The organism is Streptomyces sp. NPDC006512, assembly GCF_040611935.1.
GTDB lineage: Bacteria > Actinomycetota > Actinomycetes > Streptomycetales > Streptomycetaceae > Streptomyces.
Map to the genome: position 1 here is coordinate 99,992 of NZ_JBEXPG010000009.1, position 24,543 is coordinate 124,534.

A 24,543-nucleotide genomic window follows, 5' to 3' on the forward strand; every position below is an offset into this window, starting at 1 on the left:
GCCTCAGTGCGGCGGAGGGAAGCGGGCTCCCGGCGTGTTCGCCGCGGTCATGCACCGTGCTCGGCGAGTGCCGTGGACTGCCGTGTCACCTCCACTCGCGGTGAGCGCAGCATGGCCGTGGACATGTTGACGAGGTCGTCGGAGTCCTCGGTGGAGCTGACCGACCACCGGTGCTCCGGAGCGACCGCGGGCGCGGCGCGGCCCTTCCGGATGACGGCGCGGGCTATCACGGAGGCATCGGCCTCGCCGCGGGCCCGGAGGCCCTCGGAGTGCTCGGCCAGGGCGAGCGCGTAGACCTTCGCGCCGGTCGAACGGTCGAACCAGGGTGCCAGCCGCAGTACCGCGTCGAATATGTCCCTCTCGCGCTGCATGAGCCGGCGCTCCACGGGCCGCCACCACGGCATCGGCGCCGGACTCGTGGGAGGTATCTCAGGGCGGATCTCCAGCCACAGGGGCTGGAGCCGGCGAAAGCGGCGGAAGGCCCGCCACCGGGAGCCGACCCCCTGTCCGATGGGCGGCAGCAGGAAACCGGCGGAGACCAGGGAGGCGCTGATACCGGCCAGGGAGAAGGCGACGTGGGTGCTCAGCCAGTCCCAGTCGTGGCCGAGCCAGCGGGCCGTGATGGCCGTGTACTTCAACAGGTCGTAGGCGACGGTGCCCACCGCGCCGACCGCGATCAGAATGAGCCCGGCCTTCAGGGTGCCGGGCACCTGCCTCGACCAACGCCAGCTGAGGACCACCATGGTGACGGCCGCCACGCTGTGCGCCGCCAGGTAGAGGAGGATCATCTCGCGGATCCAGGGCGTGCCGCAGTAGTAGGTGTCCAGGTCGCGGAGCCGCTCGACCGGCGCGTCGCCCAGTGCGAACAGGACGTATATGGCCACGATCACCAGGGCGTAGGTCGTCAGGCACAGCCGGGTCTGGCGCAGGGTGACGCGCGCGTCGTCGTTACCCCGCCAGTGGATCAGCAACACGATGCTGACGCCGTCGAACGCGGTCAGGATCGAGTACACGATGGGTGCCGCGATGTTCGGTACGCCGAACGCCGCGTTGATGGCCGCGAGGTTGGGGGGAGCGGCGGTGACGAACAGCAGCCCGCCGATGAAGAGCGTCGCGGTGACGGTCCTGAGGAGCGGGTCCCGCGGGTTCCTTCGCAGCGCCCAGAGTTTGACGGCGGTGGCGGCGAACAAGCCGGCGGCCGAGGACAGGTACGCCGTTCCCGCGTTCACCGACGGCTCCCGTCGGCCACGCGGGCGGGAGTCGGCATGATCAGTTGCTCTCTGAGTGGGCGGCGCCGACGGGGGAGTCGCAACGGTGGATCTTGGCGAACTGGACGCTCAGTCGCGCGAGACCGTTCGTTCCGGAGACGCGGGTGGGGAACGCGGCACTCGTCGCGGCGGTCGCGGGCAGCTGCCCGGACGCCTGCGTCCCCGCGCCCTCCGCGGCGACCAGGGCGGCGTGGATCGTGGCCGCTTCGGCGAAGATGAGGGCGGCCTCCGGCTCGCAGCCCTGCGCGGAGGCGTACCGTTCGGCTGCCTCGCGGCGGCTGCCGTCCAGGTGGGGCGCCAGGTTGAGCAGACGGTCGGAGATGTCGGTGGACCTGGCCATCGCCCGGATCTCCGGCGACGAGGTGGGGCGGATCCGCATCGGCTTCCCCGGGCCCGCGAACGGTTCGAGGGCACGCCAGAGGGGCTCCATCGCCCGGTAGGCCCGCCAGGACACCCACATGGACCCCAGCCGCGGCCCGACGACCGGTACCAGGAAACCGATGGTGGTCATGGCCGCGCCCAGCCCGGCGAGGGGAGGGGCGATGTCGGTGCTGAGCGGGTCCCAGGCATCCGTACCGGCCCAGCGGGCGCCGACGGCCAGGAACTTGAACAGGGCGAACGACAGGGTGAGGCCGAACGCGGCCACCAGGATGAGCAGGCCCCAGTGGGTCCACGCCGCCTGGAGGTCCCGGAGTTCGCGGGCCCACCGCCAGCACTTCGTCGCCACCACGAGACTCGTGGCGGTGTGCGCGGTCAGATAGAGGACGATCATCTCCCGCACGTACGGGGTGGTCGCGTAGAAGGTGTCGAAGTCGCGCTGCTGCTCGATGGGGACGTCGCTCAGCGAGAACAGGACACAGAACGTCGTCATCACCGCGGCGGTCGCCGCGATCCACATCCTGGTGTGGCGCCGGACGGTCTCCTCGGGGCCTCCGCGCCAGTGCATCAGGAGCACCAGCGATCCGCACGACAGGCACGACAGGATGCAGTAGACGATGAGCGCCGAGATGTTCGGGACGCCGGTGATCCGGTTGACCCGCTCGATCGTCGGCGGCGCGCCGAAGACGAAGCCCGCCGTCGACGACGCGAGGATCACGAAGATCGACTTCGACATCGGTGAGTGCCAGGTACGCCAGAACGAGGGCGCCTTCACCACCAACGCGATCGCCAGGACGGCGGCGGGTATGTAGTAGTCCGATCCGGTCATGCTCAGTAGCCCCTGCCCATACTGGACTGGATCCGGCCCGCCACACCGTCGATCGGCACGGCACCGCCACCCTTCAGGTGCTCCCGCAGCCGGGCCCCCATCTGCAGGCCGAACTCCTCCGCGTCGTTCTCCTCCTCGGTCTCAACGTGGCTCCTCGCGGCCAGGGCGACGAGGTCGTCGCTCGCCAGTTCACCACCCAGTGACCGGGCGGCCGCCGCGGCGACGTGGCTGTGGGCCCCGTGGGACAGGCAGTCCCCCTTCAGGGCGTGCCACATCTCGTGCGCGAAGATCACGAACTGGTGCAGCGTGGTCGTCTGGCTCTCGACGATGATGACGAGCCGGTCGTCGAACCTCGCGGTGAGGCCGCTGGCCGTGTCATCGGGGAACTCACGGAAGTAGAGGTGGACCGGGCGGAACGGCGCCTCCCCGCGGTCCTCGTTGAGACGCCGCTCGACCTCGGCCCTCAGTACCTCGAACAAGCTGTCCGGATCCGAAGGGATCGGCCGGTCGAGACCCGCGAACACCTCGTCGCGGAATTTCGCGATCTTCCGCCCGGTGGACCGCCGCGCCAGATGGGTCCACGGTGCGGCCAGCAGACCCTCGGCAGGTGTCAGCCTGCCGAGAGCCGCGCGCACCCCCTTGCGAAAGCCGGCCGTCTGCCGTTCGTTCATCCGAATGTCCCCACTCTGCGTTCCCTCCGATGGGTGATTGGGCCGAGGCCTGCCCCGGCCGCTCCTGTGACCGAAGGTCACGTCGGTTCCCTGCGTCCCGCGCCGTCCCCGACCTTAGGGGCCGGAGCCCTCTCGTACGATCGCGTCCACGAAGGCCATGAGCGCCGTCTCCAGGTTCGGCGGCAGCTCCTTGTCGCCGAGACGGAGCTGGACCTGCATGGCGTGACGATTCCTCACCGCCTCCGACGGGTTCTTGAGGAGCGCTGTGAGGTGCGGGATGACCTTGCTGTCCAGAACCCGCTTCACGGCCTCGGGCGGCGTGTGGGTGAAGTACTCCATGGGGACGTCGAAGAACTTGGCCAGGCCCGCGCCGTGCCAGATGTTCGGCGTGCTCCGGTTCAGCAGCTTGCCGTGCCACTGAGGCGTCATCCCGCTGCCGGCGGCGATCTCGGCGGTCGTGTACTGACGCCGGCTGCCCGTGTCCTTGTCCACGGTCAGCCGGGTGTCCCTGAGGAACGCGATACGGCGGGCCAGTTCGGCCGGGCCGCTCGTCGGCGACGCGACGCGCTCACCGTCGAGCAGTCGCCGGACGTCGGCTTCCGGAAGGGAGGTGTGGAAGGAGAGGTCCGGAAGGTTGAAGACCGACGCCCTGTCGAGCCCCGATTCCGCCTGGAGCCCTTCGACTTCACGGACCGTCTCGGCGAGCTGCTCGTACCCGTCGCTCATGCACCCTCCGGCGGGATGAAAGGGGGAGGTGGTCGGATGAACCCACGACCCGCGCCGACACTAGATCACGGAAACGGTCAGATTCGCAATGAAACGATCGTTTCATGAGACGGGCGGGGCGATCGAGGCGCCCCGCACGCTCCTCCGAAGCCGTTGAGCAGCCCTGCTCGGTGTCCTGCTCGGTGCCCTGTCCGCCGCCCTGTTCGGCGCCAGGGCAGCCGAAACGAATATGCGATTGTCGGACGCGCGTGATAGTCACTTCCCTCACGGGCAGCGATTTCGTCGGCCGCCCGTTCGAACACAACAAGGGGTGGGACATGGCGTTGCTCCGCGACATGGGGCGCACGCTGGGGAAGTGGACGGGACGGCCCGCCGCACGGTTGCAGAAGGACTCCGGGCAGCCGGACGTCCAGCAGGTCCGGGAGGCTGCGGGGGCAGCCGACTGGGCCACGGTGCGCAGGCTGTTCGAGGCACGGCCCGACGGCGGGGACAGTACGGAGCTGCTGTGGGCGGCTGCCGACACCGCGGGCGTGGAGCGGTGGATCGTACCGGCCGTCGAGGCCGAACCGGACGCGGCGCTGCCGCGGCTCGTCGCCGGGTTCCGGCACATCTCCTGGGCCTGGGAGGCGCGTACCGCGGCCCGGGCCCAGCACGTGTCGCGCGAGCAGTTCGAGGTGTTCCACAGCCGGCTGAGGCTGGCGGAGCAGTGGCTGTACGAAGCGGCCGAGCGCGAGCCGCGGCTGACGGCTCCCTGGTACGGCCTGCTGGTGACCGGGCGCGGCCTCCAGGTCGGCTCCACGCAGGCGCTGCGGCGCTTCGAGGCGGCCGTACGGCGGGCGCCGCACCACCTGGGTGCGCACACCCAGCGGCTACAGCAGGTCTGCCACAAGTGGGGCGGCTCCCACGAGGAGATGCACGCCTTCGCACGGGAATCGGCCGCGGCCGCTCCCGGCGGATCGGCGCTCGGCATGCTCGTCGCGGACGCGCACCTGGAGCACTGGCTCTCGCTCGACTCCGGGGCAGACGACCGCTACATGCGCGACCCCCAGGTACGGGCTTCCCTGCACGAGGCCGCCGAGCACTCCTACCGGCACCCGGGCTTCGGGCAGGCCGCGTCCCCGTACCAGCAGCTGCAAGTGCTCAACTCCTTCGCGATGGCGTTCTCGCTCGGCGGAGACCGGACGGCCGCACGCGAGTGCTTCCTGGCGACCGACGGCGCCGTCACCGAGTCGCCCTGGCAGTACCTGAACGGCTCCGATCCCGCCGCCGCCTACCGCAAGCACCGCTCGGCAGCCGGCCGCTGATCCGGCCTCCAGGCCAGGCCCGTCCCCGTCGCCCGCACGCCCCGCTCCCTGCCGGGGCCGCTCAGCCGTGCCCTGCCCGGGCATGCCCACAGAAGGACTCCGTCCGGTGACCCACCCCGAGAACTCGCACACCTTCCAGGTCGACCTGCGCGGCCTCGTCGACCTGCTCTCCCACCACCTCTACTCCAGCCCCCGCGTCTACCTGCGCGAGCTCCTCCAGAACGCCGCCGACGCCATCACCGCCCGACAGGCCGTACAGCCCGGCGCACCCGGAACCATCACCCTGCGGACCGGCGACACGCTCACCGTGACCGACACCGGCATCGGCCTGACCGAGGCCGACGTCCACCGGTTCCTGGCCACCATCGGGCGCAGCTCGAAGCGGACCCCCGACGGAGGACTCGACGGCGCCGGCCTGGACGCCGCCCGCGGCGAGTTCATCGGACAGTTCGGCATCGGCCTGCTCGCCTGCTTCGTCGTGGCCGACGAGATCACCGTGATCAGCCGGTCCGCGGCCGATCCGGCGGCGCCCGCCGTCGAATGGCGCGGCCACTCCGACGGCCGCTACACCATCCGCACCCTGCCCGCCACGGCCGTGCCGGAGCCGGGTACGACGGTCCGGCTCACCCCGCGCGCCGACGCCGCCGAGTGGACCCGCCCCGAGACGGTGGCCGGGCTGGCCCGGCACTACGGCAGCCTCCTTAAGCACGAGGTGAGGGTGGCCGGCCCGCACGGCGGGACCGAACGCGTCAACGCGACACCGCCCTGGGAGCAGCAGCACCGCTCTCCGCTGGCCCGCCGCGAGGCCCTGACCGCGTACTGCAGGGACCTGTTCGAGTTCACCCCGCTGGACACGATCGAGCTGGACCTGCCGGCAGCCGGGCTGCGCGGTGTCGCGTACGTCCTGCCGACCTCGGTGAGCCCGGCCCAGCGCGCCGGACACCGCGTGCACCTCAAGGGCATGCTGCTCACCGACCGGGCGCCCGAACTGCTCCCCGAGTGGGCGTTCTTCGTGCGCTGCGTGGTCGACACCTCCAGCCTGCGGCCCACCGCGTCCCGCGAGTCGCTGTACGAGGACGGCACCCTGGCCGCAGTCCGCGACGCGCTCGGCGAGCGCATCCGGGACTGGCTCACCGGGCTGGCGGCCAGCGACCCGGCACTGCTCCACCGCTTCATCGACGTGCACCACCTCGCGGTGAAGGCCCTGGCCCGGTACGACGACGAACTGCTGCGCGTCGTACTGCCGTGGCTGCCGTTCGAGACCACCGACGGCAACGTCACCCTGGAGGAGTTCCTCCGCTCCCACCCCACGGTGCTCGTGACCCGCAGCGTCGAGGAGTTCCGGCAGGTTGCCCCCATCGCCTCCGCCGCCGGCCTGGGCGTCGTCAACGGCGGCTACACCTACGACCGCGACCTGGTGCACCGCCTGCCCGAGATCCGCCCCGGCACGGCCGTCGCCGACCTCGATCCGGCCCTGGTCACCGCCCACCTGGACGCCGTGGACCCGGCCACGGAGCTGCGTGCGGCCTCCTTCCTCGCCGTGGCCCGCGAAACGATCGGCGTGCACGACTGCGACGTCGTGCTGCGCGACTTCCAGCCCGTCAGCGCGCCCGCGCTGCTGCTCGACAACCGCGAGGCGCGCCACGAGCGGACCCGCTCGAACCTGGCCGCGGACGGCGACGGCCTGTGGGCGGACATCCTCGGCTCGCTGCGCCAGGAGACCCCGCCCGCCCAGCTCGTCCTGAACCACCTCAACCCTCTGGTCCGCCAGGCGGTCACGATCGGCGAGCGCGGGCTGGCGGTCACCACCGCCGAAGCCCTCTACGGGCAGGCCCTGCTGCTGAGCCGCCGGCCGCTGCGCGCCAGCGAGAGCGCCCTGCTCAACCGCGCGTTCATCGGTCTGCTCACCCACGCCATGCACAACGCCGGCCCGGACGCGCCCGCCGCCGAGCCCCGGAAGGAACTGTAATGCTGGACACTCCCGAGGCCGTGTTCGAGGCGCTCCGCGACAACAACGCCCGGCCGCACGGGCTGCAGCGGACCGTCACCGCCGAGGAGCTCACCGAGGCGGCGGAAGCACTGGAGAAGCCGGACGTACTGGCCACGGCGCTGCTGGAGCTGATGTCGGCGTACGAGTTCACCGGCGAGCACCGCAAGGCGCCGGTGGTCTTCGCCCGGCTGCTCAAACTGTGGGACACCGACCCGGGCGCGTTCAGCGAGTGGGAGGCCCACCAGGTCTTCTGGCGGTTCAAATGGGTCACCACCTCCCTGCTGGAGGTGCCCGACGTACCGCTGGCGAGCGTCGAGGGCTGGATCGACCGGATGCGGGAACGCTACGCGGACGCCGGCCACGACATGCAGCCGGTAGCGGCGATGCGCTACCACGTCGCCGCCCACACGGGAAAGGGCGTGGACGACGCCTACGACCTGTGGGCCACCCGCAGTCGCAGCGAGCTGAGCGACTGCGAGGCCTGTGAGGTCCGCCAGTTCGCCTCCCACGCGGTGACCGCCGGCGACGACGCGGAAGCCCTCGCGCGCTGGAACCCGGTCCTCGCCGGCGAACAGGGGTGCAGCGAGGAACCGCAGATGAGCCAGGCGCGCGCACTGCTGCCCCTGCTGCGTACCGGGCGCACCGACGAGGCGCGCTCCCACCACCTCGCCGGCTACCGCAAGGTGCGCGGCAACAACGGCATGCAGGACGAGGTCGGCCTGCACCTGGAGTTCTGCGCCCTCTCGCGCAACGAGGGACGGGGCCTGGAGGTGCTCGCCGAGAACCGTCCCCTGTTCGAGGCGACCGGCGCCCCCCTGTCCCGGCTGGGCTTCCTGACCGGCGTCGAGGTGCTGCTGGCCCGCATCGTCGGCGCCGGCCACGCGGACACGGCCGTCGCGGGACCTCCCGGCCGGGCATGGACCGCCGGCGAACTGCTCGCCCACGTCCGCGCCGAAGCCGGCCCGCTCGCCGCCGCCTTCGACGCCCGCAACGGCACCACCTCCGTCGGGGAACGGCGCAGGGCACGGCTCGCGCAGCCCCCGCTGCTCGACGAGCCGCTGCCGCTCGGCCTGCGTACCAAGCGCGCCGAACCGGCCGCACCGGCCTGGGCCGCGGCAGTGCCCGGCGGGGACGGCGCCGCGGCGCACGAGATCCCCGAGGACTTCGCCGAGCTGGTACGGGAGGCACGCCGCAAGAACCTCGCGGGCGACCCCGGCAGCCACCGGCTGTGGAACCGCATCGCCGCCCGTCTCGACGACGGCAGCGGCGCCCACGACGACCTCCTCGGCCCGGCGGACCTGCTGCTGGCGGAAGTCGCGGAACACCGCGCCCACGAGCTGGCGGAAGCGGACCGCGACGAGGAGTGCGTCGCCGAGCTGGAGCGCGCGGCCGATCTGTACGACACGCTGGGCAAGCCCTGGCACGCCCTGTCCGCGCGGGCGTTCGCCTTCACCCGGCAGACCGGCTCGCACGAGGAGAGGGCGCGCGAGGAGCAGGGCCAGGGCACGGCCGACCGCCCGGACGCCACCGAGGTCCGGGCCACCGTCGACAAGATCCTGCGCCTCACCGAGGACCTCATGACGGCAGCGCCGCCGGCCGACGGCGTCACCGATGAGGAGGCGGCCGCCTCCGGAGCGGACACGGCCGCGGAACGCGTACGGGAGTACCTCTCCGTGCTGTACGCGTGCGCTCTCGCAGCCCACAACGTGGCGCTGGACGAGAACGAGAACGAGAGCGAACACGACTCTGTGGGGGAGTGGTCGGAAGCGCTCCGCGACCGGCTGCGCGTCGAGGCCGAACGGCTGTCCGTACGCCACCAGGTGGCCGGCGCACGGTGCCTCGCGGCCGACGCCGCCGCACGCCGCTGCGACTTCGCCCTGGCCGAGACCGAGCTCCGCGCGGCCCTGGACGACCTGACGGCTGCCGGACGCCCGTGGCGGGCTCCCCGCATCCGCGGCCAGCTCGCCCAGGTCCTGCTGGCCCGGCAGCAGCCGGAGGAAGCCGTGGAGGCCCTGCACCAGGCCCTGGCCGAAGCCGTACGGTACGACGAAACGGACTTTCCGTTCGCCCCGACGTACGGCCTGCTCGGCCACGCCGCCTCCCACGTCGGGGACACGACGGGCGCGGTCCGCCACTACTCGGAGGCCGCCGACCGCTACGACCGGCACGGCTCCTTCGAGGAAGCGACCGACATCCGGCTGCAACTCGCCGACGTGCTGATGCGCTGCGGCCAGCAGGCCGACGCCGTCGCCGTACTGGAGTCCGTCCTGTCCGACGGGGCCGCCGCAGCCGCCAACGAGCGCCTGATCGCCCAGGTACGCCTGACGCTGGCCCGCGGACTGCGGGAACTGGAGGAGTACCTGCCCGCCGCCGAGGAGTTCCTGCGGCTGGCCGACACCGTCGCCGCCTGGCAGGAGGACCGCGAACTCCACACCATGGTGGCGGCCGAGGCAGCCGTCACCCTCGCCCTCGGCGAACGCTGGGACGCGGCCGACACCGCCTACCGCCGCGCGGTCGACGCACACGAGCAGGCGCCCAACCCGTCCCCCGTCATCCAGATGATGTGCGAGTTCGCCCGGACGACGGTCCTCGCCCGGGAGGCGGACGGTCTGGACGCGGCACTGGAACACCTGACACGGGCGGACGCGGTGCGCGCGGCCGTACCCGAGGACGACGAGGAATTCGTCCACTGGTACCAGCACGGTGCCGTGCGCTACCGCCGCGCCCGGGTGCTGGCCCAGGTGGACCGCTTCCCCGAGGCACTCGTCGAGGCGGAGGGCGCCGTGGTCGCCTACGAGGCGGGCGGCGCGGACGGCGAGGTACCGCGCGCCGAAGCCGTCCGGATCGCGGCCCTGATCGAAGGGAACGGCCTCGGCCGCTACGACGCGGCGGTCCGCCGCCTGGCCACGGCCGTCGACCGCTGCCGCGCGGCGGACCTGCCCGAAGCCGCACGGATCCTCGACGCCCTCCGCCAGGACTACCGCAACCGGGCATCCTGACGGACCGCACCCCACGCGAGCAGCCGGGCGGCGCGGGCCGGGGCGGGTGCGACGCACCCGCCGCCGGTCCACGCGGTCCGGACAGCACCGGCGGACCGGCGGATCGGCGGGAAGGGATGTGCGGGGCGGGGGAGGCAGGGGATAATCACCGGCATGATCGCGCACGACAACGGTGAAGGCGGCCCGTCCGCGGAACAGGTGCTCCGGGCACGCTACGCCCGGCGGCTGCCGGCCTCGCTGGACAAGCTCGCCGGCCCCCGCGGCGGTCAGGTCGAGCTGCCCGCGCACGTGGCCTGGTCGGGGCTGCGGACCTTCGATCTGGACCGGCCCAAGCTGCGGATGAGCATGTACCGCACCGTCCTCGCCGAAGGCCAGCACGAGGACCTGCTGCACCTCCTGGACCGCGACCTGCTGCTGGAGCAGTGGCCGGTCCTGCGCAAACTGGTCAGCAGGCACATCCGAGCGGTGTGGGAAGAGGCCTTTCCCGAGCTCGCCGCGGCCGCCGGCGCGGGGCCCACTGCTGCGTGAGGCTCACCGACCTGCACGGACGGCTGCTGGCCGCCGTCATCGAGATCGGCTCCGACTACCCCCTGGTCCTGGCGGGCGGCTACGCCGTCCAGGCGCACGGCCTGGTCGACCGGCTCAGCCAGGACCTCGACGTGGCCACCCAGGACCCCACGCCGATGGCCCACATCGCCGCACGGGTGGAGAGCGGACTCACCGCACGCGGTTGGCGGGTACACCTCGTCGATGTCGACTCCCTCGCCGCCCGGCTGATGGTCACCGACCCGCGTACCGGCGAAGACTGTGAGGTCGACATCCTCAAAGAACACTTCTGGACCACACCCGTCGACACGGAGCACGGCCCCGTCCTCGCCCTCGACACCGTGATCGGCACCAAAGTGCGCGCCCTCGCCGACCGCGGCACCGCCCGCGACCTCATCGACGTCCATGCCGCCGCCGCACTCCGCGGGCTCCGGGAACTGGAGCGCCTCGGCGCCCGGCACACCCGCGACGACGGGTTCCACCTCGAAGACCTCCACGACCGCCTCGCCGGCTCCGAGTGGATCGACGACGAGGAGTTCGCACGCTACGGCCTCGACGAGGAAGCGATCACCGTCCTGCGCGGCTGGGCGGCGGCCTGGGCCGCCGACGTCCGCCGGCGCCTGCCCGCGCACGGCACCGACGACGAGGGCTGAGCACCTCGCCGGACACCGGCAGGCAGTGCTCCGACCCGGGGGTCGGCTCCTGCCGTCCGCGGACGGCCGGGGAACGACGCCTACGGCACGCCGGGAAGCCGGACCGTGACGCGGAGACCACCGGCGGGGCCGGCCACGAGGTCGAGGGTCCCGCCGTGGGCGCGCACGATGCTGTGCACGATCGCCAGACCCAGGCCGACACCGGCGTGCTCGTCGGTGCGTACGCGCTCCGTTCCGCGCTGGAAGGGTTCGGTGAGGGTCGGTACCAGCTCCGGCGGCAGCCGCGGGCCCGTGTTCTCGACCCGCAGCACGCTCGTGTCGTCGTGCGCCTCGGTGTGGACCGTCACCGTGCCGCCGGAGGGGAGGTTGTGGACGATGGCGTTCTGGACGAGGTTCGTCACCATCCTCAGCAGGAGCTCCGCGGAGCCGCTGGTCAGCGCTGCCCCGCCGGTGACGTCGAGCGCGATCCGGCGCTGTTCCGCGAGGGGAAGCAGCGCCTCGGCGGCTTCTTCGGCGACGAGCGAGAGGTCCACGCCCTCGCGGCGGAAGTTTCCGCGGTCGCCGCGGCTGAGCAGCAGGAGGGCCTCGGTGAGGTCGATCGCCCGCGTGTTGACGACGTGCAGGCGTTCGATGAGTTCGTCCCGGTCCCGCGTGGGGTCCTTGCGGGCGACGTCGAGGAGCGTCCGCGAGATCGCGAGCGGGGTGCGCAGTTCGTGGGAGGCGTTCGCCGCGAACCTCTGCTGCTCGGCGACGTGGGACTCGAGTTGCCCGAGCATCGCGTCGAACGCGTCGGAGAGTTCCCGGAACTCGTCCTGGCGGCCCTTCATACGGATCCGGTGGGACAGCGACCCCCTCCCCGCCATCCGTGCCGCGTCCGTGATCTGCGTGAGCGGTGCGAGCATCCGGCCGGCGAGGATCCAACCGCCCAGGAGGCCGAACACGAGCAGGAGGACCAGGCTCGCGGCCGCGGCGGGGGCGAAGGTGCGCAGCAGGAGGTACCGGTTGGGCGAGATCCCGAGAAGGCCCTGCGAGTTGTCGGGTACGTAACGCAGCAGGAACACCCACACCACCGCCAGCAGGAGGGTGCTGGCGACGAGGAGGAACCCGGCGTAGCTGAGGGTGAGCTTCAGCCGGGCACTGAGCCCCGGGCGTCTACGCATGCGGACGGCTGCCAGGGCCCATGACAGAGCCAGGGCCAGGGGCACGGCCAGGGGCGGGGGTGCCCCCGCCGGTGTCGATCCGGTATCCGACGCCGGGCACCGTGGCGATGAGCCACGGTTCGCCGAGTCGTTTGCGCAGGGCGGAGACGGTGATGCGGACGGCGTTGGTGAGGGGGTCCGCGTTCTCGTCCCAGGCCCGTTCCAGCAGCTGCTCGGCGCTGACGACACCGCCCTCGGCGGCGACGAGGACTTCCAGCACGGCGAACTGTTTCCGGGTGAGCGCGACGTAGCGCCCGTCGCGGAAGACCTCCCGGCGGAAGGGGTCCAGCCGCAGGCCCGCGATCTCGCGGACCGGGGGCCGGGCGTACGCGCGCCTGCGGTCGAGCGCCCTCAGCCGCAGGACCAGCTCCCGCAGCTCGAACGGTTTGGTGAGGTAGTCGTCGGCGCCGAGCTCGAACCCGGAGGCCTTGTCGTCGATCCGGTCGGCGGCGGTGAGCATGAGGATCGGGATGCCGCTGCCGGAGGCCACGATGCGCCGGGCGACCTCGTCGCCGGAGGGGCCGGGGATGTCGCGGTCGAGGACCGCGAGGTCGTAGGAGTTGACGCCGAGCAGTTCCAGGGCGGAGTCGCCGTCACCGGCGATGTCGGCGGCGATCGCCTCCAGCCGCAACCCGTCACGGACGGCCTCGGCCAGGTAGGGCTCGTCCTCGACGATCAGTACGCGCATGTCCCCAGCCTAAGCAGCACGACATATCGCCGACGTATGCCGAGCGGTGCGTCCACCGGGCACCCGACTCAGACCGCCGCTGCCGGAGCGGGGCGGGGCCGGTCCGACGGGGCCTCCGCCGTGGTGCGCCACCAGCGGCGCGAGGCCAGCCCGGCCAGTACGGCGCCGACCGCGTTGACCAGTACGTCGTCCACGGAGGACACCCGGTCCAGCAGCAGGACGTACTGTGCCGTCTCGACCAGGACCGAACAGCCCGCCCCGAGCGCCAGGATCCGCGGCACGGACGCCAGCGCCGGGAACCGCATCGGGGCGAAGAACCCCAGCGCCGCGAAGACCAGCAGGTTGCCGCCGATCCCGAGCGGCCCCATCGTCGCCAGGTCCCGCAGCGGCACCAGGCTCACCGCGCCCGGCGCGGTGCCGGCCCCAGCGGCCCCCGGCATCATCGTCATCCACAGGAACGGAACCGTCCCGTGGACCATGCCCACCTCGGCCAGCGACATCCGCCACGCCGACGTGACGCCCGCGGCGCGCCGGCGGCGGGCCAGGGCCCACACCACCAGCAGGGCCAACGGCACCGCTGCCAGCGTCATCAGCACCACGCCGTTGAACGTGTCGAAGCAGCCGTGCCACCGCCCGGCCAGGCACTTCGGAGCGGACATCATCAGCGGCCGCCGCACGGCGAACACGGCGCCCGCCACACCGAGGACCGCGAGGCCGAGGAGCACGATTCCGCGCGTGCGGAGGAGCGGTGCCGACAGGGACACGTCGTTGTTCATGCCCCCATGGGACAGGGAGGGCCGTCGCGGCGGCGTATCCGATTTCCGATACGCCCGCGATACACGCACCGCCGGACGAAACAGGTGCCCGCGCGCACGGGCCCGGCCGGGTCAGAAGCGCAGTGAGCCGAGGTCGCGGACCGTGTCGGCGAGGGCGCGGATGAGGTCGTTCTCGGCCTCGGTGCGCCAGACCAGGGCGAAGGACATGGCCGGCAGGTCGGGAATGGCAAGCCATCGGAGGTTCGGCATGCCCCAGTACCGGGTGACGTGGCTGGGGAAGCCGTGGATGATCTCGCCCATGCCGACCAGGTTGATCAGCTCGTCGGCGTTGGCCACCTCCTTGACGCGTTCGATGGTCCGGCCCCGCGGGGTGAGGAAGGGCAGGTAGCTGTCCTCCCAGTAGTCCGCCATGCCGGTGGCGGTGGCGTGCGGGAAGTCGGCGAACGTCTCCAGGGCCACGGAATCCCGCTCCGCGAGGCGATGGCCGGAACTCACGGCGAGGACACGGGAGTCGGTGCACAGAACGGGCCCCACGGTGAAGTCCGGTTCGTTCACGGGCAGCCAGACGACGATGACGTCCATGTCCCCGGCGCGGAGCCGTCCGAACACATCGCTGAAGGGCGCCGGACGGATCTGGAGCCCCCACTGCGGGTGCCGCGATCGGAACGCCTTCCAATAGGGGTGCAGATCGACGACGTTGAAGGGCAGCATGCTGACGCGGAGCTGTGCGGTGATGCCGGAGGCGGCCAGCCGGGCGCGCTCCAGGGACTCGTGCAGACCCGCGTAGACCGGTTGGAGATCGTCACGGAACTGCCGGCCGATCTCGGTCAGGCACACGGAACGGCTGGTGCGGCTGAACAGTTCGGCACCGATGCGCCGCTCCTGCTTCTTGATGGCCTGACTGACCCGCGCCTGGGAAACGCGCAGCCGCTCCGCGGTCCGTCCGAAGTGCAGTTCTTCGGCCAGTACCAGGAAGATCTCGATGTCCCGCAGCTCCACCGGCTCCCCTGTTCTCCGGCGATAACCAGGCGGTTATCGAACAGCGCGGAATCTTACATTGATCATGGCCGCCGCTCGCAAGAGGGTTGAGGACATGCGATCCGACCCGCGCGACCGACATGCCCCACCGCCGCAGTACCGCGGGACGGTGTGGTGCCGGCACCTCGTGGAGCCGGGCCGCGCCGATCGGCCGTCTCCAGGCCGAACCCATAGACGAAGGACTCTCCATGACTGAGAAGAACACCAACGTGGTAGTGATCGGCGGCGGTTACGCGGGCGTCATGGCCGCCAACCGCCTCACCCGGCGCGGCGACGTGTCGGTGACGCTGATCAACCCGCGCCCCTCGTTCGTCCACCGCATCCGGCTGCACCAGCTGGTCGGCGGGACCGACGACGCGGTCGTCGAGTACAGAGAGGTCCTCACGGAACGGGCCTCCCTGCTGGTCGACACCGCGACCCGGGTCGACGCACCCGGGCGCTACGTGCAGCTGGCGTCGGGCGCGAGCATCGGCTACGACTACCTGATCTACGCGGTGGGCAGCGGCAGCGCCGACCCGACCGTGCCCGGGGCCGCCGAGTTCGCCTACCCGATCGGCACCCTCGAGGAGGCGGAGCGGCTGCGCCCGGTCTTCGACGCCGCATCCCCGACGGCCGCGGTGACGGTCGTCGGCGCCGGTCCGACGGGGATCGAGACGGCCGCCGAGCTGGCGGAGGCGGGCCGCGCCGTGACCCTGGTCTGCGGCGGCGCCCTCGGCCCCTACCTGCACGCCCGGGGCCGGCGCTCGGTCGCCCGGCGCCTCACCAAGCTCGGGGTGACCGTGCTCGAAGGCCCCGGCACGAAGGTGACGGCCGTGACCCGCGACGCCGTACGGCTCAGCGGCGGCCGCACCGTCGCGAGCGAGGTGACCGTCTGGACCGTCGGATTCGGCGTGCCGGACCTGGCCACGCGCAGCGGGCTGAGCACCGACGCCGTGGGCCGCCTGCTCACGGACGAGACCCTGACCAGCGTGGACGACGACCGTATCGTCGCGGCCGGGGACTCGGCGGCGCCGTCGGGCCTGCCGCCCCGGATGAGCTGCCAGGCGGCGATGCCGATGGGCGCGCGGGCCGCCGACACCGTGCTCAGCCGGATCGAGGGCGAACGGCCCGCCGCGCTCAACCAGGTTTTCGGAGCCCAGTGCATCAGCCTGGGCCGCGGCGACGGCATCTTCCAGTTCGCCGACCGGTTCGACCGCGCGGTGTGGTTCAACATCGACGGCCGTCTCGGCGCGAAGCTCAAGGAGCTCGTCTGCTCGGGCGTCGTCAAGCACCTCGCCGAGGAGGCCCACAAGCCGGGCGGATACAAGCTGCACCTCATGTCCCGGGGCGGCGCGCGCCAGCGGGTCCTGGAGACGGCGGGCGACAACACGCCGGTCACCGCCACGTCGCCCGTCTAGCCGGCCGGCCCCGGGGCCGCAGGGGCCGCGGCCCGGGCCCCGTACCCGCCCCGGCTAAGGGTCCCGCAGCGGCAGCCGCCGCCGCTGCGGGAAGCCGCGGCCGGGGCGCTCCGAGGGACGCTCCCCGCGGTCAGGCCCGGTGCCTGATCGCGGCCAGGGCGTCCTTGACCTCCCGCACCACACGGGCCGCGTCCTCGGGCTCGTTCACCACGTCGGTGTGGTTCATGTCGATGACGAGGACCTCGCTGGCCGAGTAGTGCTTGTGCACCCAGTCGTCGTAGCCGGACCACAGGGTCCGGTAGTACTGCACGAGGCCCTCGTCCTGCTCGAAATCGCGGCCCCGCAGCCCGATGCGGTGCATCACCGTCTCGAAGTCCGCCTTGAGGTAGACCATGAGATCGGGCGCCTTGCGGTACGGCAGACCGTCGATCTCGCGCATCATCTCGTTGAGCAGCCCCTCGTACACGCCCATCTCGAGGGAGCTGATCCGGCCCAGGTCGTGATTGACCTTGGCGAAGTACCAGTCCTCGTAGATGGACCGGTCCAGGACGTTGTCGCCCTGCTTGTACGCCTCCTTGATCGAGGCGAACCGGGTCTGGAGGAAGTACAGCTGGAGGAGGAAGGGGTAGCGTCTCGCCTGGATCTCTTCGGGGCTCGCCGTGTAGAAGAGCGGAAGGATCGGATTGTCCTCCACGCTCTCGTAGAAGACCTCGCTGCCCAGCTCCTTGGCGAGCAGTTCGGCCACACTCGTCTTGCCGATCCCGATCATGCCTCCGACGCAGATCACTGACATACCTCACTTCTCCCTGGGGGTCTTCTGTACGTGGGCGGGTGGGCTGGACACCTCACGCCACTGAGACGCACGCCGACGGGCACGTGATTCCCCGGGAGCTTCATGATCAGCGTCATACGGTCCCCGTCCGGACCGGAATCCCGACGCAGGCCGTGCACAGCGACGCCCCGCAGCCCTGCGGCCAGCCTGAATCTTAAATGACGATGCGACCGGGACCGCCAAAGCGTCGGCGGTGCGACGCACTCCGCGACGCACTCCGCGACGTACTCCGCCACGCACGGCCGACAGCCGCGAGCCGCTCCCGGAGCGACGACGGGCCGGCCTGTCAGATCCCGCGCCTAGGCTGTCCCACGGATTCGATCAAGGAGCGGGGCAGTGCGAATAGAGCGTCACCAGGTGGGCGAACCGATCGTGTCGGCGGCACGGCAGGACTTCACGAACCGCATCGGGGGTCAGGTGCGGTCCATGTCGAGGGCCGGCCGGATGGCCACGTACGAATGGCAGGCGATCGCCGAAGAGTTCCTCGACTACCTGGGCGCCCTCTCCGTCGAGACGCCCGACCTCGACACCGCGGAGGCCAAGGCCGCCCTCAAGGACGCCGCCGAGGCCGCGGCCGGCGCCGTCGCCTACGCGGCCTACCACCCGCACTGCACCTTCCAGGTCTTCCTGGAGTACGTGGACTTCGGCATGAGCTACGACCCGGGCGAGGACGCCCCCGAGGAGAGCATCACACCCGGGGAGTGGATCGACGCGCTCTGTCTGTCGGTCCTCAGGGACAAGGCGAAGTGGCACGGCGAGGCCTTCCACTTCGCCCGGCAGAAGTTCGTCGCGGGTGCGCGGGGAACGTCCACCGGCGAGCTCGCCACCGGACTGACGGCCGTGGTCCTGGACGACACCGGCGAGGACGAGGAGTACCCGCCGGGCGCGGAGGCCAAGCTCGCCGCCGTCGACGCGGCGCTGGAGCGCATCGGCGTCCGCGCCGGAGAGACGGGCGAGCCCCTCCTCGACCGGCCGGACAGCGTGGCCCTCCGTGCGCTGCGGGCACTGGCCGCAGCGGAGCGGGAGGCCTTCGATGCCGCCCTGGCCGACCTCCTCATCGGGCACACCATCCTGCACGGCCCCACGGCATCCCCCGGCACCCTGCTCCCGCTCGTCCCCCTGGCCCTCGCCGCGCTCGCCTACCGCACCCTGGGCTGGGCCCCTGCCGTCCGGACCGACTACCTCCCGCACGCGCTCGTCACCGGCTTCGAAGACCGGGGCCCGCGGGTGGCCGGGTTCGGCCGGGACCGGCGGCCGGACGCGGTGGCCGCGCTCGCCGCAGGGCCGCTGGTGGTGGAGCGGCCGGCCTTCGACTGGACGGTGGGCCCGCAGATCGAGGCCATGTACGAGGAAAACGTCCGGGAGGCGCTCACCCCCGTCGACGGGGAGCCGCTCGCCGTCTGGCGGCTCGGCAGCGTCATGGGCGATCAGGAGCGCCTCTTCAAGTGGCGCGCGGGATCCTCCGACGGTGTCACGGACGCCCAGCTCGCGAACCTCCGGTCGGCCTCTCAGATGGGGGCGGCCCTGTTCCGCATCGCCCTGGCGGAACCGGGCACGGAGGTCGAGGTGACCGTCGACGGCCGCACGCTGCGCTACCCGGCCGAGCGGGACGAGGAAGCCGGCGCCGCCGGCTGGCAGAAGGCCGTTGCCCTGGCCCTGATCACCGGAGTCCGCGAGGAACTCGCCCCGCTGGTCCTCACCGGCCCCGCCTTCGCCCGCCCGGACGGCTCCGCTTCTGCCGCCTACCGCGAAGCCCTCCACGCCTACCTGAAGGGCACTGATCCCGAACCGGCCGTGCGGCGGGCGCTGCAACAGGACGAGCAGGCCAAGGACTGGGGCTTCGCCATGCCACCGGCCGTACTGCTGTCGCAGCTCGTGGCGGGCGACGAGGAAAGCTTCAACCTGGCCCTGGCCGACGCGCTCGAAGCCCACCGCGACCACTACCAGGTCGCCGACCGCGCCAACGGCCCGGATGCCTCCGTCAACCTCGACGTCCTCGCCCTGGCCTGCCACGCACGCCGCCGGGGCTGGGCCGTCCGCGTCGAATCCCCGTACCTCCCGCAGGAGCTCCTACGGGCCGCTGAACCCTTCTAGACCCTGGTACGGGGGCGACGGCCTGCGCGCGGGACGGATCCCTACCGCCAGCCGGTCACGGAGCGGATCCGTTCCAGCTCCTCGCCGGTCGGCGTACGGAACGCCAGCCGCTCGCCGTACCAGTCGAGCGCGCCGTTGCGAAGCCCGTCCGCCAGGCACTCAAGGCTCTCGGTCTCGAACATGTCGTTCGCGTCCGCGGGCCGGCCTGGTGCGGCCGTTTCGTACAGGATGACCTGGATGTAGTCGAAAGGCTCCCCACCCCGCTCGTACGCCGTCGTGCCGCCAGCCACGCGCAGGTAGAAAACACGCCCCTCGGCGTCGGCGCCAATCCCCAGAAGCCCATCCAGAGAAAACCGGTCCTGCCCCACCCGATGGCCTCCTTTCCCTCACCGACACCACCACCGGCGGCGGTGGCCGTACCGGCCATTCTCCCAGTCCCGTCCGGCGCACTACCGGCCGGTGGGCGTCTGCTTCAATCAACCATGCCGCGAATCGAACGAACTCTGGCCACCGGGGCTGCCCTCATCGTCTTACTTGCCGGTTGCGAAGCGGGCGGGGAGGCGGACGGAAATTCTCCGGGCAGCGCTATCGGCGTCACCCCGCTGAAGGATTTAGAACCAATTACTGTCGCCGGTGATCCCATGGCGGATGTTCCCGGTTCCGTCACGATTGTGGCCGAAACCAAATTCGGCCACAATCGAATCATCGGCTACGTGAATGACGATTCCTGTGGGCTTCTGACTTTCTCTACGGATGACCCCGCAGCCAATCGTGCCCACTTGGTGTCGAAGTGGCCGGGCCGGGGAGAGGGAAGCACCGCCCCTCCCGCCGGTCCGTACCACAGCGTCTCCGGAGCCGCTGGCGCGAAGGCCTGGGTGTCCCTGCGGTGCGGCCAGAACGCGATGGTGATCGAATATGTCTCCGACGGGCCTGCGGCCCCGCACGACGTCCGAGGCCAAGCCACCGCCGCGCAGCTCGCCGACAACCCCGCGACCGTGCTGATCACCATCGGCGATCCCACCGTGCGCAAGCAGCTCGAGTACTGGGCGAAGAGTCCGGTACGGCCGACCACCTCCGGGCCCATCCGGTAGTCCGTCGATCGCACACCATCGCGCACGGCTAGTCCCGGCCGCACTGCCTAGCGGCGCCAACGTACTTGGACTCCTCGAACCGAGGTCGGTATCGGACGCGGGCGGTGCCGCCCCGGATACAGAGGAGGGCGGGTGCGGGGCCGGATCATGCCGATGGGGAACGGCGGACCAGGCGTGCGTTGAGCACGACTTCGAGCCAGGTGTAGCAGTCACCTGTCCACAGCCCCACCTCGGCCCCGCACCCCGCGCACGCCAGGTTCGGCCCGTCGTGCCCGCCCGGCCCGCAGCAGCCGCCCCAACGGTGCAGGATCTTCGAGGTGCCCACCAAGTCGCCCGGGCTCAGCAGTAGGTCAACCGGCGTTCCGTGTCCCGCCCGGGACTTCCTGAAGCCCTTGGGTGGCGGACCCCATGCGATCCGTCCCGACTGCGGATCGAGGGCGAAGGTGCCCGCCGCCATGCGGGGCGGGCAGGGGTCCACGGGGGAGTCGAGCGGGGTCCAGGTCTCCGCCTCCGCGGGCGGGGGGACCTCGCGCACCGGAGCGGACAGGCGGGAGCCGCACGCGGCGCAATGAAACGTGATCACGACGCCATGATGCCCGTAGCCTGCGCGGAGCTGCGTTCAACTCGGTGGCGTCCGCAGTGGAAGTGGGGCAGGCTCGCGCGCATGGTTTCGGTATTGCAGAACGTGGCGATTGACTGTGCGGATGCCTACGAGTTGGCCCGTTTCTGGAGTGGAGTGACCGGCCGGCCACTGCATCCGGAGGACAAACCGGGTGACCGGGAGACTCAGGTGATGCTGGTGGCGGGCCCAGTGCTGTACTTCAACCAGGTACCCGAGCCCAAGAGGATCAAGAACCGGATCCATCTGTGCTTGCGCCCTGAGACCTCGCGTGAGCAGGAGGTGGAACGGCTGCTCGGCCTCGGTGCCACCCTCGTCACCGATCGCCGGAATCCCGATGGCTCAGGCTGGGCAGTCCTTGCCGACCCCGAAGGCAACGAATTCTGCGTCCTCCGCAGCGACTCCGACCATGCCGCGATGAGTTCCTGACACCCACGCTCAACCCTCGTGGCCACGGGGCCGGCCGCAGCGGGGACCAAGCTCCTTGCGGGAGCCGTCCGCCGATCGCAGGGCTCGTCCCAGACGCCGCCCGGTGGTTCCTTCCGCAGGTCACGCCGCTCGCGAGCCGAGGCTGCACGCTGTGGGCGGCGGCGGGAGGTCTTTCAGGGAATCCACACCCATGCTGTACGGGCTGCTGTACGTTCGGGGCATGGCATCGAAACCCGTCACGATCCGAGTCCCCGAGGAACTCCACGCGCAGCTTCAGGAGCGTGCCGAGGCCGAGGGCACCACCGTCACCGCGCTCATCACCGAGGCCGCGGCCAACGCGGTGCGTGATCCACGCCTCGAAGGGGCGGCCGAAGTGTTCCGCGCGTTCGTCGCAGAGCACGCCGCCGCGTTCGACAAGGGGTTCCCCGACGACGCCCCGGGCCGGCTGGACGCCGCGGGACGGGCCGCCTGACCGTGGAGCTCTCCATCGACATCCGCTGGCTCCTGGAGCGCCAGGCGGAGGTCCTTCCCAAAGAGCCGGTCATCCACGACTTCAGCGCTCTGGTAGCGGCCGTCGGACGCCACCGCGTCAACACCCCGAAGGTCGGCGCCCTCGCCGACAACGCGTGGCGCGCGGCAGCCCTGATGCACTCCGTCATCCGACTGCGCCCCCTCCCGGCCCGCAACTCGCTGTTCGGCGCGGGCACCGCCGTGGCCTACATGCACGCCGCCGGGGAAGCCATCGACGCCCCGTACGGTGCGCTGATCGACCTGGCCCGCGACATCGGCGCCGGGCGGGCCGACGCGTACGACGCCGCCGACCGCATCCGCTCCTGGCGGATCTGACCGACCTGGCCCGAACCGCCGGAGGGGACCCGGCCTCGATCGTCCGGGCGCGGTACGCCCTCTACGTGGAGACGCTCCGGGTCCGGATGCCCCAGCAGCAGTTCGACCTCCTCATGGAGGTCGTCCGCGAGTACGTGAAGGCCGGCGGCGGGCGGTTCCGGCTCGATCTGGAGCCGGAAGAGAGGGCGCTGTTCACCGAGGAGGTGCAGATGGAGCTGCTGAACCTCCTCGGCCTGCTCGGTGCGATGGAACCCGGCCACGAGGACCGGGCCGACCACGTCGTTGCCCGCCTCGGTGACGGCGAGCACGCCAGGGCGGCGATGTCGCTGGTTCCCCCGGACGTCGCGGACGACCCGGAAAAGCTGCGGGCGCTGCGGGACAAGCTCGATGACCGGCAGCACCAGCGCAGGGAGGACGAGCAGGTGGTGGAGGGGATCGCCCGGGCGAGCGGCATGTCCGACGCCTGACGCACATGGGTCCCACACAGGTCCCAGACGGGTCACACCCGGGCAGCAGGCCCTGGCGGGCCGTCTCACGCGCACCCCGGCCAACGGCCGACGACGGGCGACGGGCCGCACCTGATCGGTCCGGGGCGGGCGGCAGGCCGGAATCAGTGGGCCCAGGGCAGGCGTACGGCCTCGACCTCCGCGTCGTCGAGGAGGGCCTCGACGAGCCGGGCGGGGCCCGCCACCTTGGTGGCCCAGAGGTCATAGTCCGTGCACAGGACCCAGGACCGGTCCCGGGCCCAGAGGTTGGACGGGGTCCAGCCGTCCTCCTCGGGGTGGTCGTACAACGCTTTGGCGTCCGCGAGCGTGCCGGCCCGGACGTGCAGGTTGTCGAAGTCCTCAGCCCCCTGCAACAGCGGGTTGTAGTAGGCGAGGCAGGGGGTCCGCGCACCCTGCGGGCTGTGCTCGGTCAGGATGTCGACCAGGCGGTTCCAGTCGGTCCGGTCCAGGCTCCCCTCGGACGCCCCCGTGATGCCGACCGGCCAGCCGCCCGGTTCCCGGAGCGAGGGGAAGGAGCGGTAGCAGGGCAGCCGCCCCTCGGGTGCCACGGGCTCACCGGTCCGCTGCGAGAGCTCCGCCCAGAGCAGTCGGCGCCAACGGGGGCCGTGGGGCTCGCCCGGCGTGCCCCCGAACACGTCCGCGGGGTCGAGACCCGGGATGATCTCGGGCCCGCCGCCGTTCAGCACTGCTCGTTGATACGCGACGAACGACATGTCGGTCGGCCCGAGTACGTGTTCGTACATGGAGTGGAGCACCCAGGCGGCGTCGGGCAGCGCGGGCGGCATGAAGCCGGTGAGCCCGTCATCGTCAGCCAGCTCCCGCAGCCAATCGGTCTCCCCGGCCGCGGCCAGCGGCCACCGGGCGGCCGCCCTAGCAGCGGAGGTCTCGTTCATCGGTTCAGGATCTCACCCGCCGCCAGGGCGAGCGCCGGGATTTTCCACAGGGCGGCCCGCAGGCGTTCCTAGGGACCAGGCGTCGGGGATTCGTGCGGGACCGGCGGGTGGCACGCGGCGCGGGCGTCGTCTTCCTCGGTGCGTTCCTCCGCGCGCGGCCAGTACCGGCCTTCCAGGGCCTCGGCGCTGCGGTTGAGCCGGACCAGGACGTCCTCCAGCTCCCGTACTTCCTCGGGGGACCAGCCGGCGACCACCCGGGCCAGACAGCTCCGGTTGACCTCACGGTCTTCCGCGAGCCGGCGCCCGCCCTCGACCGTGATGCGCAGCTTGCGGGCCATGCCACCGTCCGGATCCGCGACCCGTTCGGCCAGTCCGCAGCGCAGCAGCGCCGCCGTCTGACGGTTCACGGTCGAGGTGTCGAGTCCGAAGGCCTCCGCCAACTGTCCGATGGACATGGGGCCTTGGGTGTCGATCCGGCTGAGCAGCAGGTACGCCGACCGCTCCAGGCGTTCGGGATCGCGCTCGCGCCGGGCAAGCACCTGGTGCCGCGACAGCAGCATCAGCTCCCGCTCCAGTTTCTCCAGCACTGCGCCTCCCGCTCCCTTCCGGCGCTCCATTATCGCGGACCTGTGGACCCGGGGGACCGGCGGACCCCCGCAGGGCCCAGGCTGCGGGCGGCGGGGCGCGAAGACCGGGCGCTGCAATATGCATGATACATAGCGTGTGTACTATGCACTTCTCGTTGTCACCCGACGAGCCACAGCAGCCTCA

General features: G+C 71.6%; 25 protein-coding genes. 12 read left to right on the top strand and 13 right to left on the bottom strand.

Annotation, left to right across the window (positions count from 1 at the left end):
- Positions 1–47: 47 nt before the first annotated feature.
- From ABZZ17_RS09450 to ABZZ17_RS09465, 4 genes are all read right to left on the bottom strand, one after another.
- Positions 48–1,229 (bottom strand): MAB_1171c family putative transporter, encoded by a 1,182-nt coding sequence (locus ABZZ17_RS09450; RefSeq protein WP_356873783.1) that lies wholly within the window; start codon positions 1,227–1,229, stop codon positions 48–50.
- A gap of 40 nt (positions 1,230–1,269) precedes the next feature.
- Positions 1,270–2,475, bottom strand: a complete 1,206-nt coding sequence (locus ABZZ17_RS09455) for an MAB_1171c family putative transporter (RefSeq protein ID WP_356873786.1) — start codon at positions 2,473–2,475, stop codon at positions 1,270–1,272.
- Between the two features lie 2 nt (positions 2,476–2,477).
- Positions 2,478–3,146: a toxin-antitoxin system, toxin component gene (locus ABZZ17_RS09460; protein WP_356873788.1), complete on the bottom strand. Its 669-nt coding sequence runs from the start codon at positions 3,144–3,146 to the stop codon at positions 2,478–2,480.
- Positions 3,147–3,260: 114 nt separating this feature from the next.
- Positions 3,261–3,872: a hypothetical protein gene (locus tag ABZZ17_RS09465; RefSeq protein ID WP_356873790.1), complete on the bottom strand. Its 612-nt coding sequence runs from the start codon at positions 3,870–3,872 to the stop codon at positions 3,261–3,263.
- 317 nt (positions 3,873–4,189) lie between these two features.
- On the opposite strand from ABZZ17_RS09465, the gene ABZZ17_RS09470 reads away from it, so the two are divergent.
- The 5 genes from ABZZ17_RS09470 to ABZZ17_RS09490 all read left to right on the top strand — a co-directional run bounded on the left by ABZZ17_RS09470 (position 4,190) and on the right by ABZZ17_RS09490 (position 11,364).
- Positions 4,190–5,176, top strand: a complete 987-nt coding sequence (locus ABZZ17_RS09470) for a hypothetical protein (RefSeq protein WP_356873792.1) — start codon at positions 4,190–4,192, stop codon at positions 5,174–5,176.
- Positions 5,177–5,282: 106 nt separating this feature from the next.
- Positions 5,283–7,145 carry an HSP90 family protein gene (locus ABZZ17_RS09475; protein WP_356873794.1) on the top strand — a complete coding sequence of 621 codons (1,863 nt, stop codon included), beginning with the start codon at positions 5,283–5,285 and terminating at the stop codon, positions 7,143–7,145.
- Positions 7,145–10,165 carry a hypothetical protein gene (locus ABZZ17_RS09480; protein WP_356873796.1) on the top strand — a complete coding sequence of 1,007 codons (3,021 nt, stop codon included), beginning with the start codon at positions 7,145–7,147 and terminating at the stop codon, positions 10,163–10,165. Before ABZZ17_RS09475 ends, ABZZ17_RS09480 begins: the two co-directional genes overlap by 1 nt.
- Positions 10,166–10,318: 153 nt before the next feature.
- A complete protein-coding gene (locus tag ABZZ17_RS09485) occupies positions 10,319–10,693 on the top strand; it encodes a hypothetical protein (protein ID WP_356873798.1) in 375 nt (124 codons plus the stop codon).
- Positions 10,690–11,364 carry a nucleotidyl transferase AbiEii/AbiGii toxin family protein gene (locus ABZZ17_RS09490; protein WP_356873800.1) on the top strand — a complete coding sequence of 225 codons (675 nt, stop codon included), beginning with the start codon at positions 10,690–10,692 and terminating at the stop codon, positions 11,362–11,364. Before ABZZ17_RS09485 ends, ABZZ17_RS09490 begins: the two co-directional genes overlap by 4 nt.
- An 80-nt stretch (positions 11,365–11,444) precedes the next feature.
- Here ABZZ17_RS09490 and ABZZ17_RS09495 read toward each other — a convergent pair whose 3' ends face one another.
- From ABZZ17_RS09495 to ABZZ17_RS09510, 4 genes are all read right to left on the bottom strand, one after another.
- Complete coding sequence (locus tag ABZZ17_RS09495) at positions 11,445–12,524, bottom strand: HAMP domain-containing sensor histidine kinase (protein ID WP_356873802.1); 1,080 nt, start codon at positions 12,522–12,524, stop codon at positions 11,445–11,447.
- Positions 12,517–13,251, bottom strand: coding sequence for a response regulator transcription factor (locus ABZZ17_RS09500; protein WP_356873804.1), 735 nt, complete (start codon positions 13,249–13,251; stop codon positions 12,517–12,519). The genes ABZZ17_RS09495 and ABZZ17_RS09500 overlap by 8 nt, the downstream gene beginning before the upstream one ends.
- Before the next feature lie 68 nt (positions 13,252–13,319).
- Entirely contained in the window at positions 13,320–14,027 is a 708-nt protein-coding gene (locus ABZZ17_RS09505; RefSeq protein WP_356873806.1) for a VanZ family protein, read from the bottom strand.
- 111 nt (positions 14,028–14,138) lie between these two features.
- Positions 14,139–15,026: a LysR family transcriptional regulator gene (locus ABZZ17_RS09510; RefSeq protein ID WP_356873808.1), complete on the bottom strand. Its 888-nt coding sequence runs from the start codon at positions 15,024–15,026 to the stop codon at positions 14,139–14,141.
- A 227-nt stretch (positions 15,027–15,253) separates the two neighbouring features.
- Here ABZZ17_RS09510 and ABZZ17_RS09515 point away from each other — a divergent pair, with 227 nt between their 5' ends.
- Positions 15,254–16,462, top strand: a complete 1,209-nt coding sequence (locus tag ABZZ17_RS09515) for an FAD-dependent oxidoreductase (RefSeq protein WP_356873810.1) — start codon at positions 15,254–15,256, stop codon at positions 16,460–16,462.
- A 130-nt stretch (positions 16,463–16,592) separates the two neighbouring features.
- Here the strand turns inward: ABZZ17_RS09515 and ABZZ17_RS09520 are convergent, their stop codons facing one another.
- The gene (locus ABZZ17_RS09520) at positions 16,593–17,255 is read right to left on the bottom strand and encodes a deoxynucleoside kinase (protein ID WP_356873812.1); all 663 of its coding nucleotides are present in this window, start codon (positions 17,253–17,255) and stop codon (positions 16,593–16,595) included.
- A gap of 375 nt (positions 17,256–17,630) precedes the next feature.
- Between ABZZ17_RS09520 and ABZZ17_RS09525 the strand changes: the two genes are divergently transcribed.
- Complete coding sequence (locus ABZZ17_RS09525; RefSeq protein ID WP_356873814.1) at positions 17,631–19,388, top strand: immunity 49 family protein; 1,758 nt, start codon at positions 17,631–17,633, stop codon at positions 19,386–19,388.
- Positions 19,389–19,429: 41 nt separating this feature from the next.
- Here ABZZ17_RS09525 and ABZZ17_RS09530 read toward each other — a convergent pair whose 3' ends face one another.
- The gene (locus ABZZ17_RS09530; RefSeq protein WP_356873816.1) at positions 19,430–19,756 is read right to left on the bottom strand and encodes a hypothetical protein; all 327 of its coding nucleotides are present in this window, start codon (positions 19,754–19,756) and stop codon (positions 19,430–19,432) included.
- A 114-nt stretch (positions 19,757–19,870) separates the two neighbouring features.
- Here ABZZ17_RS09530 and ABZZ17_RS09535 point away from each other — a divergent pair, with 114 nt between their 5' ends.
- Complete coding sequence (locus ABZZ17_RS09535; protein WP_356873818.1) at positions 19,871–20,479, top strand: hypothetical protein; 609 nt, start codon at positions 19,871–19,873, stop codon at positions 20,477–20,479.
- 145 nt (positions 20,480–20,624) lie between these two features.
- Here ABZZ17_RS09535 and ABZZ17_RS09540 read toward each other — a convergent pair whose 3' ends face one another.
- Positions 20,625–21,062 carry a hypothetical protein gene (locus tag ABZZ17_RS09540; protein WP_356873820.1) on the bottom strand — a complete coding sequence of 146 codons (438 nt, stop codon included), beginning with the start codon at positions 21,060–21,062 and terminating at the stop codon, positions 20,625–20,627.
- A gap of 81 nt (positions 21,063–21,143) precedes the next feature.
- Here ABZZ17_RS09540 and ABZZ17_RS09545 point away from each other — a divergent pair, with 81 nt between their 5' ends.
- The 4 genes from ABZZ17_RS09545 to ABZZ17_RS09560 all read left to right on the top strand — a co-directional run bounded on the left by ABZZ17_RS09545 (position 21,144) and on the right by ABZZ17_RS09560 (position 22,840).
- Positions 21,144–21,527 (top strand): VOC family protein, encoded by a 384-nt coding sequence (locus ABZZ17_RS09545; protein WP_356873822.1) that lies wholly within the window; start codon positions 21,144–21,146, stop codon positions 21,525–21,527.
- A 220-nt stretch (positions 21,528–21,747) separates the two neighbouring features.
- A complete protein-coding gene (locus tag ABZZ17_RS09550; RefSeq protein ID WP_356873824.1) occupies positions 21,748–21,999 on the top strand; it encodes a YlcI/YnfO family protein in 252 nt (83 codons plus the stop codon).
- Positions 21,996–22,373, top strand: a complete 378-nt coding sequence (locus ABZZ17_RS09555) for a toxin Doc (protein ID WP_356873914.1) — start codon at positions 21,996–21,998, stop codon at positions 22,371–22,373. Before ABZZ17_RS09550 ends, ABZZ17_RS09555 begins: the two co-directional genes overlap by 4 nt.
- A 65-nt stretch (positions 22,374–22,438) precedes the next feature.
- Positions 22,439–22,840, top strand: coding sequence for a hypothetical protein (locus tag ABZZ17_RS09560; protein WP_356873826.1), 402 nt, complete (start codon positions 22,439–22,441; stop codon positions 22,838–22,840).
- A 143-nt stretch (positions 22,841–22,983) separates the two neighbouring features.
- On the opposite strand, the gene ABZZ17_RS09565 is transcribed toward ABZZ17_RS09560, so the two are convergent.
- Positions 22,984–23,772, bottom strand: a complete 789-nt coding sequence (locus ABZZ17_RS09565) for a hypothetical protein (protein WP_356873828.1) — start codon at positions 23,770–23,772, stop codon at positions 22,984–22,986.
- Positions 23,773–23,840: 68 nt separating this feature from the next.
- Positions 23,841–24,389 (bottom strand): MarR family transcriptional regulator, encoded by a 549-nt coding sequence (locus ABZZ17_RS09570; protein WP_356873830.1) that lies wholly within the window; start codon positions 24,387–24,389, stop codon positions 23,841–23,843.
- Positions 24,390–24,543: the final 154 nt, after the last annotated feature.

Excerpts from the sequence above, each read along its gene's own strand:
- ABZZ17_RS09455 (WP_356873786.1), bottom strand. The coding sequence starts at position 2,475 with ATGACCGGATCGGACTACTACATACCCGCCGCCGTCCTGGCGATCGCG.
- ABZZ17_RS09460 (WP_356873788.1), bottom strand. The coding sequence starts at position 3,146 with ATGAACGAACGGCAGACGGCCGGCTTTCGCAAGGGGGTGCGCGCGGCT.
- ABZZ17_RS09465 (WP_356873790.1), bottom strand. The coding sequence starts at position 3,872 with ATGAGCGACGGGTACGAGCAGCTCGCCGAGACGGTCCGTGAAGTCGAA.
- ABZZ17_RS09470 (WP_356873792.1), top strand. The coding sequence starts at position 4,190 with ATGGCGTTGCTCCGCGACATGGGGCGCACGCTGGGGAAGTGGACGGGA.
- ABZZ17_RS09480 (WP_356873796.1), top strand. The coding sequence starts at position 7,145 with ATGCTGGACACTCCCGAGGCCGTGTTCGAGGCGCTCCGCGACAACAAC.
- ABZZ17_RS09485 (WP_356873798.1), top strand. The coding sequence starts at position 10,319 with ATGATCGCGCACGACAACGGTGAAGGCGGCCCGTCCGCGGAACAGGTG.
- ABZZ17_RS09495 (WP_356873802.1), bottom strand. The coding sequence starts at position 12,524 with ATGCGTAGACGCCCGGGGCTCAGTGCCCGGCTGAAGCTCACCCTCAGC.
- ABZZ17_RS09500 (WP_356873804.1), bottom strand. The coding sequence starts at position 13,251 with ATGCGCGTACTGATCGTCGAGGACGAGCCCTACCTGGCCGAGGCCGTC.
- ABZZ17_RS09505 (WP_356873806.1), bottom strand. The coding sequence starts at position 14,027 with ATGAACAACGACGTGTCCCTGTCGGCACCGCTCCTCCGCACGCGCGGA.
- ABZZ17_RS09515 (WP_356873810.1), top strand. The coding sequence starts at position 15,254 with ATGACTGAGAAGAACACCAACGTGGTAGTGATCGGCGGCGGTTACGCG.
- ABZZ17_RS09520 (WP_356873812.1), bottom strand. The coding sequence starts at position 17,255 with ATGTCAGTGATCTGCGTCGGAGGCATGATCGGGATCGGCAAGACGAGT.
- ABZZ17_RS09535 (WP_356873818.1), top strand. The coding sequence starts at position 19,871 with ATGCCGCGAATCGAACGAACTCTGGCCACCGGGGCTGCCCTCATCGTC.
- ABZZ17_RS09545 (WP_356873822.1), top strand. The coding sequence starts at position 21,144 with ATGGTTTCGGTATTGCAGAACGTGGCGATTGACTGTGCGGATGCCTAC.
- ABZZ17_RS09550 (WP_356873824.1), top strand. The coding sequence starts at position 21,748 with ATGGCATCGAAACCCGTCACGATCCGAGTCCCCGAGGAACTCCACGCG.
- ABZZ17_RS09565 (WP_356873828.1), bottom strand. The coding sequence starts at position 23,772 with ATGAACGAGACCTCCGCTGCTAGGGCGGCCGCCCGGTGGCCGCTGGCC.
- ABZZ17_RS09570 (WP_356873830.1), bottom strand. The coding sequence starts at position 24,389 with ATGGAGCGCCGGAAGGGAGCGGGAGGCGCAGTGCTGGAGAAACTGGAG.